This is a genomic window from Marinomonas sp. IMCC 4694, from assembly GCF_008122525.1.
Lineage (GTDB): Bacteria > Pseudomonadota > Gammaproteobacteria > Pseudomonadales > Marinomonadaceae > Marinomonas.
The window spans coordinates 206,230-226,281 of the sequence record NZ_VSRV01000001.1 but is presented as its reverse complement, the minus strand read 5'-3'; the positions used below and the strand labels follow the sequence as shown (position 1 = coordinate 226,281).

General features: G+C 44.3%; 21 protein-coding genes and 1 pseudogene. 17 read left to right on the top strand and 5 right to left on the bottom strand.

From position 1 onward, the window contains the following. Positions 1-10 precede the first annotated feature (10 nt). From FXV75_RS01030 to FXV75_RS01005, 6 genes are read left to right on the top strand one after another with little or no spacing between them, the layout of a single operon-like run. On the top strand, positions 11-760 hold the full coding sequence (locus FXV75_RS01030; RefSeq protein ID WP_148830782.1) for an ABC transporter ATP-binding protein: 750 nt from the start codon (positions 11-13) through the stop codon (positions 758-760). Beyond that, positions 744-1,463 (top strand): ABC transporter ATP-binding protein, encoded by a 720-nt coding sequence (locus FXV75_RS01025; protein WP_148830781.1) that lies wholly within the window; start codon positions 744-746, stop codon positions 1,461-1,463. Before FXV75_RS01030 ends, FXV75_RS01025 begins: the two co-directional genes overlap by 17 nt. Beyond that, positions 1,460-2,365: a branched-chain amino acid ABC transporter permease gene (locus FXV75_RS01020; RefSeq protein WP_148830780.1), complete on the top strand. Its 906-nt coding sequence runs from the start codon at positions 1,460-1,462 to the stop codon at positions 2,363-2,365. Before FXV75_RS01025 ends, FXV75_RS01020 begins: the two co-directional genes overlap by 4 nt. Further along, positions 2,362-3,366, top strand: a complete 1,005-nt coding sequence (locus FXV75_RS01015; protein ID WP_148830779.1) for a branched-chain amino acid ABC transporter permease — start codon at positions 2,362-2,364, stop codon at positions 3,364-3,366. Before FXV75_RS01020 ends, FXV75_RS01015 begins: the two co-directional genes overlap by 4 nt. A gap of 10 nt (positions 3,367-3,376) precedes the next feature. Then, the gene (locus FXV75_RS01010) at positions 3,377-4,162 is read left to right on the top strand and encodes a coniferyl-alcohol dehydrogenase (protein WP_148830778.1); all 786 of its coding nucleotides are present in this window, start codon (positions 3,377-3,379) and stop codon (positions 4,160-4,162) included. A 13-nt stretch (positions 4,163-4,175) separates the two neighbouring features. After that, positions 4,176-5,624, top strand: a complete 1,449-nt coding sequence (locus tag FXV75_RS01005) for an aldehyde dehydrogenase (RefSeq protein ID WP_222863069.1) — start codon at positions 4,176-4,178, stop codon at positions 5,622-5,624. A gap of 264 nt (positions 5,625-5,888) precedes the next feature. On the opposite strand, the gene FXV75_RS01000 is transcribed toward FXV75_RS01005, so the two are convergent. The 3 genes from FXV75_RS01000 to dsbD form a co-directional block, all read right to left on the bottom strand. Further along, complete coding sequence (locus FXV75_RS01000) at positions 5,889-7,205, bottom strand: ATP-binding protein (protein WP_187424825.1); 1,317 nt, start codon at positions 7,203-7,205, stop codon at positions 5,889-5,891. Positions 7,206-7,266: 61 nt separating this feature from the next. Then, entirely contained in the window at positions 7,267-7,932 is a 666-nt protein-coding gene (locus FXV75_RS00995) for a response regulator transcription factor (RefSeq protein WP_148835126.1), read from the bottom strand. Positions 7,933-7,946: 14 nt separating this feature from the next. After that, complete coding sequence (gene dsbD / locus FXV75_RS00990; RefSeq protein ID WP_148830776.1) at positions 7,947-9,776, bottom strand: protein-disulfide reductase DsbD; 1,830 nt, start codon at positions 9,774-9,776, stop codon at positions 7,947-7,949. A gap of 147 nt (positions 9,777-9,923) precedes the next feature. On the opposite strand from dsbD, the gene FXV75_RS00985 reads away from it, so the two are divergent. From FXV75_RS00985 to FXV75_RS00950, 8 genes and pseudogenes are all read left to right on the top strand, one after another. Then, the gene (locus FXV75_RS00985) at positions 9,924-10,460 is read left to right on the top strand and encodes a TlpA disulfide reductase family protein (protein ID WP_148830775.1); all 537 of its coding nucleotides are present in this window, start codon (positions 9,924-9,926) and stop codon (positions 10,458-10,460) included. Positions 10,461-10,463: 3 nt separating this feature from the next. Next, entirely contained in the window at positions 10,464-10,688 is a 225-nt protein-coding gene (locus FXV75_RS00980) for a DUF4266 domain-containing protein (protein ID WP_148830774.1), read from the top strand. Beyond that, entirely contained in the window at positions 10,645-12,057 is a 1,413-nt protein-coding gene (locus FXV75_RS00975; RefSeq protein ID WP_262368429.1) for a DUF3570 domain-containing protein, read from the top strand. Before FXV75_RS00980 ends, FXV75_RS00975 begins: the two co-directional genes overlap by 44 nt. Positions 12,058-12,110: 53 nt before the next feature. After that, a complete protein-coding gene (locus FXV75_RS00970; protein WP_148830773.1) occupies positions 12,111-13,091 on the top strand; it encodes an FAD:protein FMN transferase in 981 nt (326 codons plus the stop codon). 42 nt (positions 13,092-13,133) lie between these two features. After that, positions 13,134-13,256: pseudogene (locus FXV75_RS00965) on the top strand (transposase); the annotation flags it as partial. 49 nt (positions 13,257-13,305) lie between these two features. Further along, entirely contained in the window at positions 13,306-13,551 is a 246-nt protein-coding gene (locus tag FXV75_RS00960; RefSeq protein ID WP_148830772.1) for a transposase, read from the top strand. A 25-nt stretch (positions 13,552-13,576) separates the two neighbouring features. Beyond that, positions 13,577-14,104, top strand: a complete 528-nt coding sequence (locus FXV75_RS00955; protein WP_148830771.1) for a transposase — start codon at positions 13,577-13,579, stop codon at positions 14,102-14,104. Between the two features lie 498 nt (positions 14,105-14,602). Next, positions 14,603-15,256, top strand: coding sequence for a glutathione S-transferase family protein (locus tag FXV75_RS00950; RefSeq protein WP_148830770.1), 654 nt, complete (start codon positions 14,603-14,605; stop codon positions 15,254-15,256). A gap of 106 nt (positions 15,257-15,362) precedes the next feature. On the opposite strand, the gene FXV75_RS00945 is transcribed toward FXV75_RS00950, so the two are convergent. Next, on the bottom strand, positions 15,363-16,745 hold the full coding sequence (locus tag FXV75_RS00945; RefSeq protein WP_148830769.1) for a Fic family protein: 1,383 nt from the start codon (positions 16,743-16,745) through the stop codon (positions 15,363-15,365). Between the two features lie 186 nt (positions 16,746-16,931). Between FXV75_RS00945 and FXV75_RS00940 the strand changes: the two genes are divergently transcribed. Together FXV75_RS00940 and FXV75_RS00935 are read left to right on the top strand one after the other, a co-directional pair. Continuing rightward, entirely contained in the window at positions 16,932-17,213 is a 282-nt protein-coding gene (locus FXV75_RS00940) for a hypothetical protein (protein ID WP_148830768.1), read from the top strand. 112 nt (positions 17,214-17,325) lie between these two features. Beyond that, positions 17,326-17,664, top strand: coding sequence for a hypothetical protein (locus FXV75_RS00935; RefSeq protein WP_148830767.1), 339 nt, complete (start codon positions 17,326-17,328; stop codon positions 17,662-17,664). Here FXV75_RS00935 and FXV75_RS00930 read toward each other — a convergent pair. Beyond that, complete coding sequence (locus tag FXV75_RS00930; protein ID WP_148830766.1) at positions 17,661-18,452, bottom strand: DODA-type extradiol aromatic ring-opening family dioxygenase; 792 nt, start codon at positions 18,450-18,452, stop codon at positions 17,661-17,663. The genes FXV75_RS00935 and FXV75_RS00930 overlap by 4 nt on opposite strands. Before the next feature lie 371 nt (positions 18,453-18,823). Here FXV75_RS00930 and FXV75_RS00925 point away from each other — a divergent pair, with 371 nt between their 5' ends. Further along, positions 18,824-20,044, top strand: a complete 1,221-nt coding sequence (locus tag FXV75_RS00925) for an OmpA family protein (RefSeq protein WP_148830765.1) — start codon at positions 18,824-18,826, stop codon at positions 20,042-20,044. Positions 20,045-20,052: the final 8 nt, after the last annotated feature.

Sequence of the window (20,052 nt, the reverse complement as noted above, 5' to 3'; positions counted from 1 at the left end):
GAACGCTATCGTGATAATAACCCCATACTCACAACTACAAGCGACTGAGATTCATAAGTCTTTCGGTCGCGTACAAGTGCTGAATGGAATTGATTTCACCATGGACACCAACGATGCCATTGGCATCGTTGGACCTAATGGCGCTGGGAAATCTACCCTATTAAGCGTGCTGTCTGGTGCTCAATCACCCACCAGTGGTCTGATAAAACTCAATGATCAAGACATTACTCACCACCCAGCACGACAACGAGCCAAGCAAGGCTTAGTGAGAACACACCAAATCCCGAAACCTTTTTCTGGCATTAGCGTGTTTGAAAATGTTTTTGTGGCGGCCATTCATTCTGCCACCAGCAACCGTGAAGAAGCCTACGACATCGCTCTTGAATCGATCAAACTGTGTGGCATGTTGCCATTAGCAAACCGTGAAGCCGACAGCATTGGCCTGCTCGACCGCAAACGCTTAGAACTGGCTCGGGCGCTCGCGACTCAACCAAAGTTGTTGTTTTTAGACGAAATCGGTGGCGGTTTAACCGACGCGGAAGCCTTGCAACTGGTGGATACTATTCTGACACTGCGTGAACGCGGCATTGGTATCGTGTGGATTGAGCACATCGTGCATATCTTATTGCGCGTGGCCAAAACGCTTATTTGTATGGACAGCGGTCGCATCATTGCGCAAGGCTCGCCTGACGATGTCATGTCAAATCAACAGGTCATGAAAGCGTATATGGGAGGAGCACATCATGCTATCAGTGAATAATTTAGACGTACGTTACGGACAGTTCCGGGCGGTACAAGGCGTATCCATCGAGATCGCTCAAGGCGATATTGTTTCGCTGATTGGCGCCAATGGCGCAGGCAAATCTACTTTTCTCAAAGCCATTGCGGGTGCCTTACCCATTTATTCAGGCCAGGTGTCTTTTAAAGGCCAAGACATTACCAATACATCGTCAAGCACTCGCGTTCAACAAGGTTTATCACTCGTCCCAGAAGGACGACGTCTATTTAGCGATATGACAGTGGAAGAAAACCTATTGCTGGGCAAGACCGTTCAGCGACAAGGAGATTGGGATATCGAACGCATTTTTACCACTTTTCCTAATTTGGTGAAACGTCGATATTCTAAAACGGGGAGTTTATCTGGTGGCGAGCAACAAGCAACGGCCATTGGCCGCGCACTCATGTCTAATCCTGAACTGCTGATTTTAGACGAAGTGAGTTTGGGATTGTCGCCTCTGGTCGTCAATCAAGTGTATGCCTCGATCGAAAGTTTACGAGGCGCTGGCACCACTATTTTATTGGTCGAACAAGATCTAGAACGTGCCATTACCTTTTCTCAGCGAGCTATTTGCATACTGGAAGGCCGTATCGTACTCGATAAGCTAACCACCGATACCCATCGTGATGAAATCACCCAAGCCTATTTTGGCCTGAATAAAACCACATTGCAGGAGGCTTCATGATCAATAGTCTGGTACAAGCCATCTTGCTCGGCGGCTATTACGCCTTAGTCGCCTGCGGTTTAGCGTTTATGTTTCAGGTAATGCGAATCATCAACCTTGCTCATGGTTCATTGGCCATTTTAAGCGCGTATTTAGTCTGGGAAATTACGGATGCCTTTGCGCTATCTCCCTTTATTTCCGTACTCATGATACTTCCGATTATGGCGGTGGTGGGATTGTTACTGCAACGCGTTATCTTAGAGCGAGCAACAAAAGGCGGAGAACTGTTACCGGTTCTAACGACCTTTGGCCTCGCCATTGTAATCGACAATTTACTGTTCCAACAATTTGGTGCCAATACCCGTTCACTGGCGCCCTACCTTGGCGATTTAAGTTGGGATTCTTACGAGATTTTTGGCTTATGGATTGGCAAACTTCCTGTCATCGTTTTGCTCACCGCCATTGTCGTGATCGGTGGATTGGATCTGGTGCTGCGCTTTACACCGCTTGGACGTCAAATACGAGCCACCGCATTCGACCCAGAAACCGCCGGATTAGTGGGAATAGACGCCCGAAAAATTGCGGGTATATCCGCCGCCATTGCCATGATGACCGTGGCCATTTCTGGTACAGCACTTGGTTTACGTGGCACTTTTGATGCGTATGCTGGTGGCCCTCAACTCTTGTTTGCTTTTGAAGCAACCATCATTGGTGGCGCAGGCTCTTTGTGGGGCGTGTTCATGGGCGGCATTATTTTGGCGATTGCACAAAGTGTCGGCGCACTCATTCATCCACAAGGTTTTTTATTAGGTGGGCATTTGATCTTCTTGATATTTTTGTTTGCCCGAGTCTCTCTCAATAGCGATGCTTTCTCTTTCAAACACTGGCTAGTTAAACGTCGTCATAAGGGAGATACCCTATGAAAATCAAACGTTCAAATGCCTATTCAAAGGCGATCATTTTCATCCTCGTTGTCTTGTTTATTGCCCTGTTCATAATGCCCATGCTGGCGTCAAATAACGTCATGGAACGCCTAACCGTGCTCTTCATTTACATCATAATGGCGGCGATGTGGAACACACTGGCGGGCTTTGGTGGCTTGATTTCAATCGGTCAGCAATTGTTTTTTGGCTTAGGGGCTTACGCCACGATTCGTATTACTAATTTGGGTATTTCCCCTTTTTCGGCCTTGTTAATCTCGGCGTGTTTGGTTGGATTACTCAGTTGGCCTATTTCAACTTTCATGCTGAAACTGAAAGCGGGCGAATTTGCCATCGGCATGTGGGTGCTTGCTTCTATCGGTCACTTATTGGTGAACCTTGACCCCTTAATTCAAGGTGAAACGGGTATTTCATTAATCGCACTCAACCAATTTGACATAGAGATTCGCCGTACATTGATTTATCTCTCCGCGCTGCTTGGCATGTCAGGGTTGTTATTGGGTTTGTTCTTTATTCTTCGCTCTCGTGCTGGTATCGCTATGCAAGCTATTCGAGACAACGAAGAAGCCGCAGATTCTATTGGTGTGGATGCAGAAAAAGTCAAAAGATGGTTTTTCATTTTTGCTGCATTCGGTACAGCGTTAGCGGGCGCATTGTGGCTTGCTCAAGCGTCGTCTTTCCAACCTAAAGCTTACTTCTCGGTGCAATGGACGGCGTACATGATCTTCATGGTACTCGTGGGTGGATTAGGCCGGTTTGAAGGTGCCATCTTAGGCGCATTGCTGTTCTTTGCAGTAGAAACCTGGTTTGCCGATACGGGTGTTTGGTATCTCGTCGGCTTGGGCGCAGTTGCCATGCTGTGCTCGCTATTCTTACCAAAAGGCATTTGGGGTGCTATTGAAAGCCGTTTAGGTATTAGCTTGATTCCGGTTGGCTACCAAGTTGCCGGATTGGTTATCGATACAAAATCTAAAAACACATAAGGAGATTATTATGTTATTCGGAAAAACAATCGTTGTGACAGGGGTTGCCAGTGGTATTGGTCAACGTACCGCAGAGCTTGCAGCGCACATGGGAGCTGATGTTATCGGCATCGATGTTGTCAAACCAAACCATTCAATCGGTACGTTTTTGCAAGGTGACATTTCGACTCAAGCAGGCGTGAATGAGATCGTCAATGCGCTTCCAGATGGAATCGATGCGCTGTGCAATGTCGCTGGTGTTTCAGGTACTGGTGGCGCGGCACTTACGTTAGCGATTAATTTCTTTGGTTTAAAAGCGCTGTCCGAAGGCTTAGCAACCAAAATTCGAACGGGTGGCAGCATTATTAACGTAGCATCTATGGCGGGATACGGCTGGCGTGAAAACACACAGCGCGCCTCGGCGATTGCGAAGCTAAGCGGGTTCCCAGAGCCAAGTAAACTGATGGAGGACTTTACAATACCCAATGAACTTGGTTACCCCATTTCAAAAGAAATACTCTTGGTTTGGACTATGTTGGCCGCACATCAACCCATGTTTAAAACACGAAACATCCGAGTGAATGCGGTCTCTCCTGGCCCAGTGGAAACGCCAATCTTGACACAATTTCGTCAAGTACTTGGTGATCAGCGCGTCAATTCCGATGTGGATCGTGTAGGTCGTGCAGGAGCGCCAGCTGACATCGCGCCGGTTATCTTGTTCCTTTGTTCAGACGCAGCACGTTGGGTAAATGGCAATAACATTGCAACGGATGGTGGCTTAGAAGCCTCCGTCACTATTGAAGAATTAAACCTATAGGGTAAGGAAGTACATGATGAGTGTTTTATTAAGTATTGGTGGAAATGACCTTGCAGCCAGTAACCATAAAGAATATACACGCTTAGACCCAATCACTGGCGCTGTCGCCTCGGTATCCGCCGCTGCGACACTAGACGATGTTACCTCTACTACTAGAGCGGCGCAAAACGCTTTTCCCGCGTGGGCGAAAACCGGTCCGATAGAACGTCGCAATTTATTAAATAAAGCCGCGGACATAATGGAGTCCAAACAAGACGACTTTATCACAGCGATGATTACCGAAACAGGCGCAACAAAACCCTGGGCTGGGTTTAACGTCATGTTGGCCGCAGGTCACATTCGTGAAGCGGCGGCTTTGACTACTCAAATTGGCGGCGAAGTGATTCCTTCTAATAAACCTGGCACGTTAGCGATGTCGGTGAACAAACCAAAAGGCGTTTGTTTGGCGATTGCACCGTGGAACGCCCCTATTATTTTAGGTGCTCGGTCAATAGCGACGCCTCTTGCGTGCGGTAATACGGTGATCTTTAAAAGCTCGGAGCTTTGCCCTCTGACTCATCGATTAATCATCGATTGTTTCCTAGAAGCAGGCTTTCCTGCAGGTGTGGTCAACCTAATATCCAATGATCCAAGTGACGCATCAAGCGTCGTGAAAGCCCTGATCGAAGCACCGGAAGTTCGTCATGTGAATTTTACTGGCTCTAGCCCTGTAGGACGTATTATCGGTCGACTGGCTGGCGAAAACCTGAAACCTGCCCTACTGGAACTTGGCGGTAAAGCACCCTTGGTTGTATTGTCCGATGCGGATATTGACGGCGCCGTGAATGCCGCTGTTTTTGGTGCCTTCATGAATCAAGGACAAATCTGCATGTCGACGGAACGTGTCATCGTTGATGTGAAAATTGCCGATGAGTTTGTTGAAAAGTTGGTGGCCAGAGCGTCTAAACTACCTTGGGGAAATCCTCGTGATTCTGTGGTACTAGGTTCGTTAGTAAACCCTGAAGTCTCAGATAAAATGCATACGTTGATCAATGACGCCGTTGCCAAGGGCGCCACACTAGCCTGTGGTGGCAACAATGATGGTTCCATGTTTTCTGCCACGCTACTCGACGGTGTCACTAGTGGCATGCGTATTTATAACGAAGAAAGCTTTGGTCCTGTCAAATCTATTATTCGTGTCAATGGAGATGAAGAAGCCATTAACGTCGCAAACGATAGCGAATACGGTTTGTCGGCAGCGGTATTTTCTCAAGACATTAATCGTGCCTTGGCCTGCGCTAACGCGATTAAAAGTGGTATTTGCCATATTAATGGCCCAACCTTAGCCGATGAACCTCACATGCCTTTTGGCGGTATTGGGGATTCTGGTTACGGCCGCTTTGGCGGCAAAGCCGGCATTGCAGAATTCACCGATTTGCGCTGGATTACCATAGAAGATCCGAGCCAACATTACCCGTTCTAACAAAGCTTGAGTAATACAACGACAAAAGTCATCCGCATTGAATACGGATGACTTTTTTAACGTAAGCGTTCATTCCACGCCGTTATTTCATCCCATCTTTTCTCGCTCTAAACTGGGCTCCGTTTTAATAGAAAAAAATGCAAATAAAAATCAGTAAAATGCGGGCAGACAGACATTGAAAATGTAGATAAAAAAATACCAGACAATGTCTGGTATTTATTAACTCACAACAAAATAGATAGGCACCAAGCTTATAAGAGCAAATTACTTTATCGCCAATATAGGTAATTTGACCTTGACTGTTAAGCCATGAGGAAATGAATCCTCAAAAGAAAGCACCCCCTGATATTTGTCGACAATATTTTTGACGATAGACAGTCCAAGGCCTGCACCCTCAACCTCACCAGAGCGAAAAAATCGCTCACTAAGCCTATGTTTTTCCTCTTTACTAACGCCTTTGCCGGCATCTACAACTTTTAATTCAACTTGATTTGCAGACTGAGACCAAACCACTTGTATAACCGAACCTTGAGGAGAAAACTTAATCGCATTACTCATCAAATTCTGCAGCAATATCTCGATATGGTTCGGTTCGACATAACAATACCAAGGTAAACTATCATCAACATCTAGACTAATCTCAATATCGCCCTTCCAAGCCAAAGGAAGGATATCCGCGATCATTGAACGACTGATGGCTGAAACATCAACGTCCTCTTTAGTAGCGTTTTTCTGATGCTCAAGACGAGCCAATGCCAGTAACTGAGAAACAATTCGTGTAGAGCGGTCGACCCCAGAAGTAAGCTGAATTAAGGATCGATTTCTCTCTAAATCATTGTCAGCTGATGCCGCATTTTCAGCATGTACCCGTAATATACTTAATGGCGTTCTTAATTCGTGAGCGGCATCTGCTATCCAACGTTTCTCCCTTTCCATCAACACATCAATTTCTACAAGCAATCCGTTCAAAGCCGTTTTTACCGGGGCTAACTCTTCAGGGACATAAGTCATTTCGATTGGTTCTAACTTAGTTGGAGTAATCTTTTGAATACGCTGTGCTAACTGCTGGAGTGGCTCAAGACCAAAGCCAACGGCAGCCCATACGAGAACAGCTAAGATTGGCCACGCGAATATTTCAGGAAAAAGTGTTTGAAATACAATTTGGTCTGAAATCTCCCCTCTAACGTCAGAACGTTCAGCAAAGATAACCTTAGTGTTTCCAGCGGTTTGGCTTAAGGTAAAAGTACGCCATTGGTGATGATCAGCTATAGCATCACCATAACCAAACGAATCTTCTTTCTGATGAGACAATGTCATTGAATCAGATGCGATTTTTAATTTATCACCGCTCCATATCTGATAAAAAATTTTACTTTCGTATTTATGCCCAACGGATATATCGGTATTTACTGCATCAATTAATAATGAGGATGTAGAGCCTTTACTCGAGTCAAGCTTTTCAATGTTTTCAGACAAAGTAAGTAGCAAACGAGCTTGCTGAGCTAAAAGAGCATCAAATAATTCTTCAACCTCATGATTGGCAAACAGCAAACCAATTACCATGATAAGAATGCTTGTCATGGTGAAGATGCACATAACAAAGAACAGGGTTCTTCGTCGAATTGAGCTTAGTAGCTTTTCGTTAGCCCACTTCTTGATCGACCACATAGCCAATGCCTCGTATGGTACGAATTAATTCTGGGAAGAGTTTTTTCCGCAAATGATGAATATGTACTTCTAACGCATTACTTTCCACATCATCACCCCACCCGTACATCAATTGCTGCAGTACATCCCGAGTAAAAACATGACCTGGTTGACTCACCAACTCATGCAACAAAGAGTATTCCCTTCGAGTAAAATTGACGTCTTTGTCTTGATAGGTCACTTTGTGGCTCGCTGGAAACAGCACAAGGCCTTTATAGTGAATCTCACTGATTGCTCGACCGTAACTGCGACGCAATAAAGCGCGCGCTCTTGCTTTTAGCTCGGTAACATCAAAAGGCTTCACCAAATAGTCATCAGCCCCTAGATCCAAACCAGCCACTCTGTCATGCAAAGCATCTCTCGCGGTAAGAATAAGAACCGGCACAGCATTTTCATTAGCTCGTAATTGCTTAAGCACCGCCAGACCATCTAATCTTGGCAAACCTAAATCCAATACAACCAAATCAAACACTTCATTAGCTAATGCTTCCAATGCATGAATCCCATCATGAAGCAAATCGACTGTGTAACCTTCACGTTTTAAGGCAGTGACAAGACCATCTGCTAACGAAAGGTCATCCTCTACAACTAATATTCGCAAACCTATTCCTTCTTTCATAAGTTCGCCAAGGTTGATTGCAGCACACTATTAAATTGAGCTAAATTCATTTCACCTTGGCGAACGTTGATCAAATCACCATTAGAAGAAAAGAATAACAGAGTTGGCGGTCCAAATACGCCATGTTTTGTTAAAAAAGCTTGTTGGTCAGGTGTGTTATCAGTGAGGTCAAGTTGCAGAAATGAGATGCGATTAGAATAACGTCTTAAATCACGGTTACTAAAGACATCTTTTTCCATTTCTAAGCACGCGGTACACCAGTCGGCGTACATATCTAAGACAACCACCTTCTCGGTTTCTTTGGCCTGAAGCATCGCATTTTCAACAAGAACAACCTCTTTCATGCGATTAAACAAGGGAATGATCTCTTCCGAACCCCTAGTATTTGATAATGAAGAAAAATACCCTAACGGTTTGTCTAAACTAGGCTTACCTGCTAACCCTGAGGTTAATAACGCAGTCCCGTAGATCAATAAAATTAACGCAAAGCCTTGCCGAGTCTTCTCCCACCCGTTATTACCTGCTTGAAAAGGAGAAAGGTGTATCGCATAAACAATACAAAGCAAAGCCCACATATAAATACTCACAGCGTCAGGCACGATACGAGACAACAAGGCGACAGCAACCCCTAACAAAATCACTCCAAACGCTACCTTTACTTGCATCATCCACATGCCAGCTTTTGGAAGATACTTGCCTCCACCCAAACCAACTAACAACAAAGGTACCCCCATTCCTAAGCTCATAACAAACAACACACTGCCGCCAAGTACAGCGTCCCCTGTTGTACTGATATAAATTAGGGCACCTGCTAAAGGAGCAGATACGCAAGGCGAAACAATTAAGGCAGAAATGGCTCCCATAATGCCAACACCAAGATAAGGTCCACCGACACTTTTTTGACTTAACTTATCCAACCTATCTCGTAAAAACATCGGCAACTGTAATTCATAAAAGCCAAACATCGACAAAGACAAAAGAACAAACAACACACTAAAACTAATTAATACACCTGGAGCCTGAAACAAAGCTTGAAGATTAAGCTGTGCACCAAAAATTCCTACTAAGACTCCAGCCATACTGTAAGAAAAGGACATACCCAAGACATACGAAAGGGATAAGAAAAAGCCTTTTTTAGCAGTGATATTTCCAGCTTGTCCCGCAATAATGCCTGCTAATATCGGAATCATCGGCAACACACAAGGGGTAAACGTCAGACCCAAGCCTAAGACAAAAAAGGTGATCAACACCCAAAAACGATCTCCATCTAGCAACAACTTTACCAACTGCCCTTCTTCCCCTTCACTAGATCCTTTAGGTGTAACTGACAAAGAATGATCATTAGATTTAGATTGTGTAGGCACAATTAATTGATCAGACTCACCAGCCATATCAGCATTCAGGTTAAAAGAAACAATTTTCGTTTGAGGCGGATAACACAAGCCTGCAGCCGCACAACCCTGATATGTCACTTTCAGATCACCCAATGTTGGATCATTCGCATCAATAGCAATCGCCATTCGGTCATGAAATACATTAACCAAACCAAAATTAGGATCATCCTTTTCTTCAGAGTGAGTTAAAAAATGAAAGGGAATCGATATAGCTTTATCTTCTACCGAAGATACTTTTACGCGTGACTCATATAAATAATACCCATCAGCAATAACCCAATGAATCTGTTTCTTAGTGTCATCAACCTTAAATTGAAAGGCCTCAGATGGCTTCAAAAAATCACTATCCGCAAAAGCAGGAACAGCCAAAAATAAAGCAAATAAAGAAGCTACTAGCCATTTTATTTGCCGATAAGGCATGAAAGAAGTCATCACTAAATATTCCTTAAAATGCGTAGATTCACACACTATAGATACGCAACCTTAAGCGAACCTTACGTCATATCTTTTTGCGCCTTAATTTTCCCTTAAGAATGGTGCAGTACTATCTCCAATATATCTTTTACTTGGAAGCACGCCATGATCAAACATCCTAAACATATTTTGCTAGCCGCTTTATCTAGCTGCCTTCTTTTATCTTCTCCATTATGGGCGACCGATTTAACACCATCCTCCACAGCGAAAGCCGCACCGCACCAAACAGTGATGCTGCCTGAATATCAAACAAACCAGAAAACTTCACTAGAGATGGAAAAAGGACAAGTGGTGCTCGTAGATTTTTGGGCTTCGTGGTGTGGACCTTGCCGCGAGTCGTTCCCTTGGATGACAAGCATTCAAGCAAAATATAACTCACAGGGCCTTAAAGTTATCGCGATCAATTTAGATCAAGAGCATGAACAAGCGTTAGATTTCCTGAAAGAATTTAAACCTGGTTTTACAGTGCTGTTTGATACAGAAGCCCAACTACCCGAAGACTTTGGCGTTATTGGCATGCCAACAAGCTTTTTGATTGATCGTCAGGGAAAAATAAGAGCAACACATGTTGGTTTTCATCAGAAAAATATACATGAATATGAGTCCGCTATTGTCAAGCTATTAGCCGAAAAAGGGGAATAACCTATGCGAAAAACAATCAGTGTTATTGGCTTGCTCGCCCTGCCAATAATCCTTTCAGGGTGCAGTGATGTAGGGGTTAAACCTTGGGAACGAGATATTCTCGCCCAACAGGAAATGAACCTAATTAGTGATCCTATCGAGAGCAGTTTGAATGATCACATTTATTTCAGTAAAGAGGCCAGCAGTGGCGGACAAGGATTTGGAGGTGGTGGCTGTGGATGCAACTAAAAAAACTCATAAAAATCGTGATTTAGCTCAATTATTAACCGCCGCAAGTTGTGCGCTCATAGGTGGTATATCTTCAGGCGTAAGCGCCGCTGATAGCTGGAATGTTGATTCTGCCCTTCTACTTTACTCAGAAAGTGACGGTCGAGTCTCCGCTGCTGAACCTGTTGTTAGTGCGACTAAAAATTACGATGAAGAAACATCGCTAAACTTTAAAATTGTTGCTGACACATTAACGGGGGCATCACCGAATGGGGCAACACCAAGTGATCACACTCAAACCTTTACAGGTCCATCAGGTAGTGGTTCATATAATACTGCAGCTGGTAAACAACCTTTAGACGATACATTCAAAGATACTCGTTTTGCACTTTCTACCTACTGGTCAGCACCAATAGATCGCGATTGGGCATACGGTGTTGGTGGTTACCTTTCTAAAGAGCATGATTACCAGTCTCTTGGTATGAATGGAAGCTTGTCACATTATTTAAATCAAAAGAATACAACACTAACATTAGGCTTAAATCTATCTAGCGACACGATTAATCCAGAAGGTGGTACTCAAACGGGATTAGCACAAGTCTCTCTAAGTAGTTCAGATGACTCGGATGACTCGGATGACTCGGATGACTCGGATGACTCGGATGACTCGGATGACTCGGATGACTCGGATGACTCGGATGATTCCAACGGTAAAACCTCTCAGAATAAAAATCTTGTCGATGCTGTTTTTGGGGTTACTCAGATACTTAACCGAAAAACCATCATGCAATTCAACTATGCATTAAGCACTAGCTCTGGGTACCTAACTGATCCTTATAAAATCCTCTCTGTGATAGATGATAGTACTGGCAGCAACTATGGTAGTAATTATCAAAGCAGCGGACGTGATCTTTATTTGTATGAAAAACGACCTGATTCACGCCTAAAGCAAAGCATTTATTGGCAAACAAAATATCAATTTGATAACGACGATATACTCGATGTAAGTTATCGTTATATGTTTGATGATTGGGGGATCACTTCTCATACTATAGACGCTAAATACCGCTTTCGTTTTGATAACCAGTACCTAGAACCTCAGCTTCGTTGGTACACCCAAAGCAAAGCCGACTTTTATCATCGTTATTTAAATTCTAGCGACTATGGCAGCACTGATTTTGCCAGTGCTGATTATCGTTTAGGGGATTTAGATACCTATACTATCGGCTTGAAATATGGCTATCAATTTGCTGACGAAACCGAATTCTACACAAGATTCTCCCTTTACCACCAAGAAAGCTTTGGTGATCAAGGCTATGGAAAGTTGACATCCCAAGAGCTTTATCCAAGTATGGATGCAGCCATGTTGATCGTAGGATATAAGTTTTAAACCATAAACCCTCTACTGCAGAGTAGTAGAGGGTTTTCATCTACAGGGACGCCATGAAATTTATTGAAGCGTTAATTTTAGATTCTTCGTTTAACCCGTCGAACCACCCGAATCCTAGCTTGTGGCAAGAAAATAAACATTGCTATCAAATCCAATTCGAATGCATGGCAAGCAATTGCTCAATACTGATCGAATGTGAACAACTACTGCTTGTTAAGGCTGCTGCAAAAAAAACCATTATGGAAGCGTGGCGAATTGAACACAAATTCAGCCGTTACCAAGCAAATAATACATTTTCCGAAATACATTCAAAAGCAGACATAACACAAATTTTGGACGAAGAAACGGCCCAATTAATGGTTTTCGCTAATCATGCTTACCACGCATCTGAAGGACTGTTTGACATAACATCCGGTATTCTAAGAAAAGCGTGGAAGTTTGATGGTAGCAACAAGCTACCTCAACAAAGCGTAGTTAATGAACTATTAACCAACGTTGGTTGGACAAAGTTAGGTTGGAATCCAAATAACCCAACAGAATTAAAGCTCCCGTCAGGCATGGAGCTAGATTTTGGTGGTATCGGCAAAGAATATGCTGTCGATAAAATGCTTAATATCTGTCGGATGATTTTATCAAAAGCATCAGCTTCCGTTCTAATCAACTGTGGCGGAGATCTTGCCTGCAGCGGTAAAAGATTAAACGGCGAAAGCTGGAAGGTCGGTATTGAATCAATTAACGACCAAGAAAAAGCAAAAAACATTATCTCTCTTTCATCTGGAGCCCTTGCCACCTCAGGTGATAGCCAACGCTTTCTTTTGAAAGACGGTATTCGATATTCTCATGTTTTAAACCCAACTACCGGGTGGGCTATGATAAATGCCCCAAGAAGTGTGACCGTAGCAGCCCCTACCTGTATTAATGCAGGAATTATATCTACGTTAGCCTTGCTACAGGGATCAGACGCAGAAAGCTTTTTAGCATCGTTAGATATGCCCTATTGGCTATCTAATTATGGACTTCCCAGACTTTACTAGACACCGATTAACGTTAAAATCTAGTTAAATAAGAGGTGTTTTATGAAGTCCAAACGTTACCCCGAAGAGTTCAAAAGAGAAGCGGTTAAGCAAGTGACTGAACGAGGTTATTCTGTTGCTGAAGTCGCTCAACGACTCGATACGACCACCCATAGTTTATACGCCCTGTGTCAGAGTAGTTGTCGCCTCTAATGTTTAACAAGAGGTGAATCAAATGAGCCGTAAATTTACACAAGAATTTAAAGTGCAGGCGGTAGAGAAAGCGCTCTCTAAGGACAGGAATGTTAGTCTAGAAGGCATTGCAGATAATTTAGGTGTGGGTTATTCAACATTACAGCGATGGATAGCCCAAGCCAAAAAACACGAACTTGAACTAACCAACGGTGACCACTCTATGACAACCGAGAAACGACCTCAAGACTGGAACTTAGAAGACAGACAGACTCAATACCATTATTGAGTGCGCTCGCTTCGATGACGTCGCTTTGAACCAATACTGCCGCGCTAAAGGACTTTATCCGCATCATATTCAGCAATGGAAACAAGACTTTGCAAAAGGGGCGTCTGCCAAACCTGCGCCATCGGAAAGTAAGCAATTAAAGCAGGAAATAAAGCAACTTCAAAAAGAGCTGAATCGTAAAGACAAAGCGCTAGCCGAAACCGCCGCGCTGCTGGTTCTTAAAAAAAAAAGCGGATGCCATTTGGGGTTCCGGCGAGGACAATTAACGTCGGTCAAAGAACGACAGCAGATAATAGCGCTTATCACTGAGGCCCAATTGGCAGGGGCAAGACAGGCGAAAGCCTGTGAGTTACTGGGATTAAGTGCCAAAACACTCCAGCGATGGATGAGCGCTGATGAGATAAAAGATAAGCGAATCGATGCGATAAAACAGCCAGTAAACAAGCTAACAAAGCTAGAACGGCAACGTATCATTCGCCTCGTCAATTCCGCTGAATACGGTCATTTACCGCCGAGTAAAATCGTCCCAACACTGCTGGATAAGGGTATTTGACTCGCGTCTGAAAGCTCGTTTTATCGCGTGATGAAAGCGCATAACTTACTCGTGCACAGGGAAAAAGCCAAGCCGACAAGGAATGTCAAAAGGCCAAAATCACTGACCGCCACGAAGCCGAATGAAATTTATACATGGGACATAACGTACTTACCGACTAGGATCAAAGGTCAGTTTTTATACCTCTATTTGGTTGTTCTGTTAAAGCTGAACAATAGACCTCGAAAAAAGTTAACGTATGAAATGCCAGCCACATTAATGGCTGAACACATGGCAGCTCTGGCTGCTTAAGTGTTATGCACTTCAAGGTTGAATCTGCCAGTCATAAAGCTCGTCTGTCTTAGTGTGTGTAGTAGGCCGGCTCACAAGGAGCCACGCATTACGAATTGAATAACGCCCTGCATTTTAAATCAGCTTAGGCTGATATGACCAGCTTTTCGAACGGATAAACACCGCCTAACAAAGTTACGTTTGAAATAAATATTACAAGGACAAAAAATGAAGCTCATCATCGGCAATAAAAACTATTCCTCTTGGTCATTACGCGGCTGGCTCGCATTGCAGGCATTTGATGTGCCTTTTGAAGAAATCAAACTTGCGCTGTTTAGCGACACCTTTCACAGCGAACTCGCTAAATATTCGCCTGTTGGAAAAGTGCCCGTCTTAGTCGATGGTGACTTGAGCGTTTGGGATTCGTTGTCTATTTGTGAATACGTTAATGAAAACTACCTCAACGGTAAAGGCTGGCCAGCGGACACAAAAAAACGCGCCGTAGCACGCTCTGTGGTCGCTGATATGCACTCTGGCCTGTTTGGTATTCGCAATGAAATGCCGATGAATTGCCGAGCCCGACGCCGTATCGAACTGAGCGCTCAAGCCAAAAAAGAAGTCGCCTCACTGGAGGCACTTTGGACAACATTACGTAGCGAAAACGCACACAACGGCGACTATTTGTTCGGCGAATTCAGCCTTGCCGATGCCTTTTTTGCCCCGGTTATGTTTCGCTTTCAAACCTACGGTATCGCATTATCGGCAGCGGCAAGTGACTACCAAACCACCATGCTCGCGCATCCTGCGATGCAAGAATGGCTTGTCGATGCCGTCGCTGAAACCGACATAGTTGACGCGGACGAAGCGGGCGAGCCAGTTTAACGCTCAAAAACTGAGCTCTCCGCATTTTCTTTCTCATGTAAAAAAATGACAGCCTAGGATGCGTTTTATCATAGGCTGTCGTTTTTGTTAACTAGCAGAACACCACTTAATCGTTAAATCGTTTAGAATCCGATTTCCATGATTTAACCAATTCTTTCTGATCGATCATTTTATACACCCATTCTCGACCCTCTTTTTCTTTCTTAAACAAAGCTAATTCAACCAGCCCATTTAGTGTCGTCGCGGCGGTGTTGTAGGAACAACCTAAATTGTCTTTTACATTGTTAATGGTAAAAGAAACGGCTTTCTGACTTTTTGCTACTTGAAAAACCGTCTGTTGTTTATCCGTCAACTGACGATACAAACCCGAATCCCACAGCCACCGGTTAAACACTTCGGTTTGTTCTACTGACTCTTTGTATGACGCCTTAAATTTATTAATGGCCCGAATGATAATTCGGCACTGATGATCAACAAAGTAGGTTAAATCCATGTCATCGGTTTCGGTATAAAGGTAGCTTTTACCGTATTGCACAGGCGCTTCTTTCAATAACAAGCTGATCGCAATATAACGAAACGCGGCAAACTCATTTTTAAACATATACCAATAAAATAGCGCCCTGGCGACTCGGCCGTTGCCATCATGAAAAGGATGTTCATAACCGATTCGAAAGTGCAGCGTAATGGCCTTTACCAAAGGATGGATATAATCGGAGCTTTCTGCATTATGATGGGATTGATTAACCCATTGGATTAATATTTCAAGCCGATCATTCAAATACTCCGCTTTTGGCGGTGTGTGAACCACTTCACCATCATTGTTCTCCACCACCACATCGTCGGACGTTCGAATCACACCCGGTTTGTATTTCTCATCTTCGATGCCTTCCACACCGATCTGGTGAAGTTCCTCGATAAATTCAACTGAAAGGTTTTTGTTCCTATGCTCCCACGCAAACTTCATCATTCTGACATTACCGAGAATCATCTTTTCATCAAGGCTTCTGGGCTTTCTTGCTCGCTTCAGCATGTCTTTTGCGACCTTGGTTGTGGTCGCCGCCCCTTCTAGCTGACTGCTGCTGATGGCTTCGTCTTCAATCAAATCATTTAATAGGTAATCTAAATGTTTTTGTTCTCCAATCTTGTTACACATCCACTCCAATGCGGCGGTTGTTGTATTTCGATCCGTCTCACTGATCGCTTTTTGAATGGTTGGGGTCATGAATAAAGTAGCAGGTGCTAAGCGCTTTCCAACCAATGAGGAATAAACAGCTTGCGATTGTCTTTGTCTGGCTTCTTTCATCAATGACCAAACTAATGTCGGATTCAACTGCTTAGGTAATCTATGTTTGAGTTCATCAAAATGGAGATATCGCCCTTTAACATCAACTGATGAGAGATAGCTCGTATAACCAATCACCAACGCCCCATTGTTATAAACTTTCGTAATAGGATTTTCTATTAAGTCTTTAGGCGGTGAAGTGATCATAGCCATCTCAAAAATAAGAATAATTGAGATAAAGATAACAAAGAAAAAACCAACTGTCTCAAAAAAACACTTTTTTGAGACAGTTGATGTTTAGACTAAGGACCTCTTACCAAAGAGCGCAATGGTATTATTCGCCATAGGCAAAAAATTTATGGTGGCTCTAACGCTGAACAGGAAACCAATTCGATGACGACAACGGACTTATCTAAACTTGAAAACTTCCAAAATAAGGGTGTGCTTACACTTTCGAATGTCATCGATGTTGAAAAGGTGGCCGATGCGCGAACTCACCTTTGGCAGGAAGTGAACCGCAAGTTTGGCATTCGTATCGACAAACCTAGCACATTGTTTTCCGATGTTAACAACCCGGTCGGAGGCGCTCGTGCAAAGCGGTTGAATGGTATGGGCTCGATTGTTTCCAATCTTCCAAGACAAATATTGCGACTCGATTTTAGACGTCAGGTCTGACTTACGGCCAAATCTCTGCGCTCTGTATTTTTATTCAGATAAAGAATAAGCATGCAGTCGCTATGATTTCCCAATAAAATGCAGCATTCACTCCATTCTTCCCAAGGCTTTCATGACAACACTGACACGCAACCACGACCAAACCGATCAACCTGATGAAACCTTAGACAATGCAAGAAAGGCGTTTCACATTAGCGTGTCTCACTTCACGACGGATCACACCGACGTTGTTGCAGATATGCAAAAAGTGGTTGAAATATTGCTGACTAAAAAGCAGTTCGCTGAGGCATTAAAAGAGATAGAGCAATTAAAAAAGTTAGCCGCTTCGAATAAAAAGATAAAAATAGCGATGCTGGAAATGAAAGGTCGTATCAAACAAGTGGGCGCTAGATCCGGCTTTCGATCCAGAGCCACCAAAAAATACACAACGAAAAAATCGAAAACCGCTTAATCAAAGCGAAAGCTCGATGCGGTCCAACCGCCAAACAACCCTTCATCATGATAAACACACGTCGCTTTGCCACTTTCTGCGGCGCCAAGCGCAACCATTAATGGAATCAAATGGTCTTCCCTTGGGTGAGCAACACGAGCGTACGGTGCTTTGTCCCATTCTACTAACCTTGCGCTGCGTTCTACAGGTTCCGATTCTAATAGGGTTTCCTGCAACCACGCATCAAAGCCATTCGAGGGTTTGATGGCTTGCGGGCCTCTTAATCCAAGGTTATGAAAACTTAATCCGCTGCCAACAATCAACACCCCTTCTTCACGCAATGGCGCCAACGCACGACCCAACGCCATGTGCTCTTCTGGGTCTAAATCGGATTTCAGCGACAATTGAACCAAGGGCATATCGGCATCCGGGTACATCACCGCCATCGGCGCAAACGCCCCGTGGTCGAAGCCTTTTTTATCATCCAGATCAACGGGGAAGCCGGCATGGTTGATCAGCTCAGCCACGCGTGCCGCCACATCTGGCGCACCGGGTGCTGGGTAATGAATCTCATAGGTATGCGCTGGAAAGCCGTAATAATCGTATTCCATGCCTGGTGCTGGACTGGATTGAACGCCGAACGTGCTGCGCTCCCAGTGACCAGAAATCATCAAAATCGCTTTGGGTTTTTCGGGTAACTCTAGCGTCATGCGAACCAAAGACGCGGCAAGATTCGAAAACATGGCAAGCCGGTCTGGCATATACGGCCAAGGGCCGCCGCCGTGGGAAATAAAGTAAGTAGGTAACATAGTCGTGTGCCTCTAAGTCGTGTGCCTCTAAACAAAGAGGTCTTGTATAACGGTCATGTCGTAAAGGGTTGTTGCTGATTAGTCTAGGTTGAGCCGCGCCGCGCCGCAATACACCCGAAAGAAAACCATCGTTTCAAAATCGTTAATAATTGAGCGTAACATCCTAGAGAATAGGCTTTTTAGCCACACTAAAAATAAGCGTTTAAAATAAAGCAACCATTAATTTGTTGTTAAATTGTAAGCAATGAAATATATGTTGGAAATTGTATCATTTGCATTATTTTCCCTTGTCGTTCAGCCATAATGCGGCGCTTTCAGATCGATGATGACGATACTGAAAAAAATGGAACAACTTATCAGGAAACCTCTCCATGTCTTTTACATTGAATAAACGTGCTCTCTTAACCGGCCTTATCGCTGTCTCTTCTGTGGCTCAAGCTCAACCAGAGGAAGGCTTTACGGTTGCGCCTAGCATCGGCTACTACAACATGGACAATCACCGTGGCGTAGATAACACAGCCGCATTATCCCTTGGCTTTGGTTACCAATTTGGCAACCCTTGGGCCGTAGAATTAGTCTACGTCAACGCAAACAGCGACGTCTCGACTGGCCGTAATATCGATGTAGATCAAGTTCGTCTCGACGCGCTGTATCATTTATCACAACAAGGCAACCTCACCCCTTATTTAGCCGCTGGCGTGGGCACCATTGATTTCAGCCGAGGTACGAATAACGCACTTATTAATGCGGGTGGCGGCGTCAAATATGCATTAAATGACGCCCTGTCTTTGCGGGCGGATTTTCGTTTAATCAACGACACCGACGAGCATGAATTAGACAACCTAACAACGCTTGGCTTGCATTACGTTTTTGGCACAAGCCCGGCAAAAGAAAAAGAAGAAACAACAAAGGAAGTTATGGCCGAGCCGGTAAAAGCGGTCATGGTCGAAGTGATAGAAGTGGTTGATGCCGACAAAGACGGTGTCGAAGACAGCAAAGACCAGTGCCTAAACACCCCCATGGGCGTCGCGGTTGACATGCAAGGCTGTGCTTTAGACAGCGACAAAGACGGCGTCGCCGATCATAAAGATCAATGCCTAAACACCCCTATGGGTGTCGCGGTTGACATGAAAGGCTGCGTTTTAGACAGCGACAAAGACGGCGTGGCTGACCACATGGACGCTTGCCCTGCGTCTGCAATGGGCGCCAAAGTGGATGCCACGGGTTGCTATATTGCATTAGAAAAAGCGAAAACCATTCGCTTAGATGTGCAATTTGCCACAAACTCGGTTGTCATTGCTCAGCAATACTACCCAAATATTCAAGACGTCGCGGCTTTCTTGAAAGAATACCCAGAAGCAAAGGTCGTGATTGAAGGTCACACCGATGACAGAGGCTCAGCGGCTTACAACCAAGCCTTGTCACAAAAACGCGCACAAGCCGTTGCTGACACCTTAACGAACGCATTGGGTGTAAACACAAACCGCGTCTCTGCCGTGGGTTACGGTGAAGATAAGCCTTTATTTGCTAATGACAGTGCAGCAAATCGCGACGCAAACCGTCGTGTTGTGGCAGTCATTTCGTCTAAATAAGACAACTT

Bases quoted from the DNA above. Each gene is read 5' to 3' on its own strand.
- FXV75_RS01015 (WP_148830779.1), top strand. From the start codon at position 2,362: ATGAAAATCAAACGTTCAAATGCCTATTCAAAGGCGATCATTTTCATC.
- FXV75_RS00945 (WP_148830769.1), bottom strand. From the start codon at position 16,745: ATGATCACTTCACCGCCTAAAGACTTAATAGAAAATCCTATTACGAAA.
- FXV75_RS00980 (WP_148830774.1), top strand. From the start codon at position 10,464: ATGCGAAAAACAATCAGTGTTATTGGCTTGCTCGCCCTGCCAATAATC.
- FXV75_RS01005 (WP_222863069.1), top strand. From the start codon at position 4,176: ATGATGAGTGTTTTATTAAGTATTGGTGGAAATGACCTTGCAGCCAGT.
- dsbD (WP_148830776.1), bottom strand. From the start codon at position 9,776: ATGACTTCTTTCATGCCTTATCGGCAAATAAAATGGCTAGTAGCTTCT.
- FXV75_RS01020 (WP_148830780.1), top strand. From the start codon at position 1,460: ATGATCAATAGTCTGGTACAAGCCATCTTGCTCGGCGGCTATTACGCC.
- FXV75_RS00925 (WP_148830765.1), top strand. From the start codon at position 18,824: ATGTCTTTTACATTGAATAAACGTGCTCTCTTAACCGGCCTTATCGCT.
- FXV75_RS01010 (WP_148830778.1), top strand. From the start codon at position 3,377: ATGTTATTCGGAAAAACAATCGTTGTGACAGGGGTTGCCAGTGGTATT.
- FXV75_RS00940 (WP_148830768.1), top strand. From the start codon at position 16,932: ATGACGACAACGGACTTATCTAAACTTGAAAACTTCCAAAATAAGGGT.
- FXV75_RS00935 (WP_148830767.1), top strand. From the start codon at position 17,326: ATGACAACACTGACACGCAACCACGACCAAACCGATCAACCTGATGAA.
- FXV75_RS00950 (WP_148830770.1), top strand. From the start codon at position 14,603: ATGAAGCTCATCATCGGCAATAAAAACTATTCCTCTTGGTCATTACGC.
- FXV75_RS00930 (WP_148830766.1), bottom strand. From the start codon at position 18,452: ATGTTACCTACTTACTTTATTTCCCACGGCGGCGGCCCTTGGCCGTAT.
- FXV75_RS01025 (WP_148830781.1), top strand. From the start codon at position 744: ATGCTATCAGTGAATAATTTAGACGTACGTTACGGACAGTTCCGGGCG.
- FXV75_RS00970 (WP_148830773.1), top strand. From the start codon at position 12,111: ATGAAATTTATTGAAGCGTTAATTTTAGATTCTTCGTTTAACCCGTCG.
- FXV75_RS00960 (WP_148830772.1), top strand. From the start codon at position 13,306: ATGAGCCGTAAATTTACACAAGAATTTAAAGTGCAGGCGGTAGAGAAA.
- FXV75_RS01000 (WP_187424825.1), bottom strand. From the start codon at position 7,205: ATGACAAGCATTCTTATCATGGTAATTGGTTTGCTGTTTGCCAATCAT.
- FXV75_RS00985 (WP_148830775.1), top strand. From the start codon at position 9,924: ATGATCAAACATCCTAAACATATTTTGCTAGCCGCTTTATCTAGCTGC.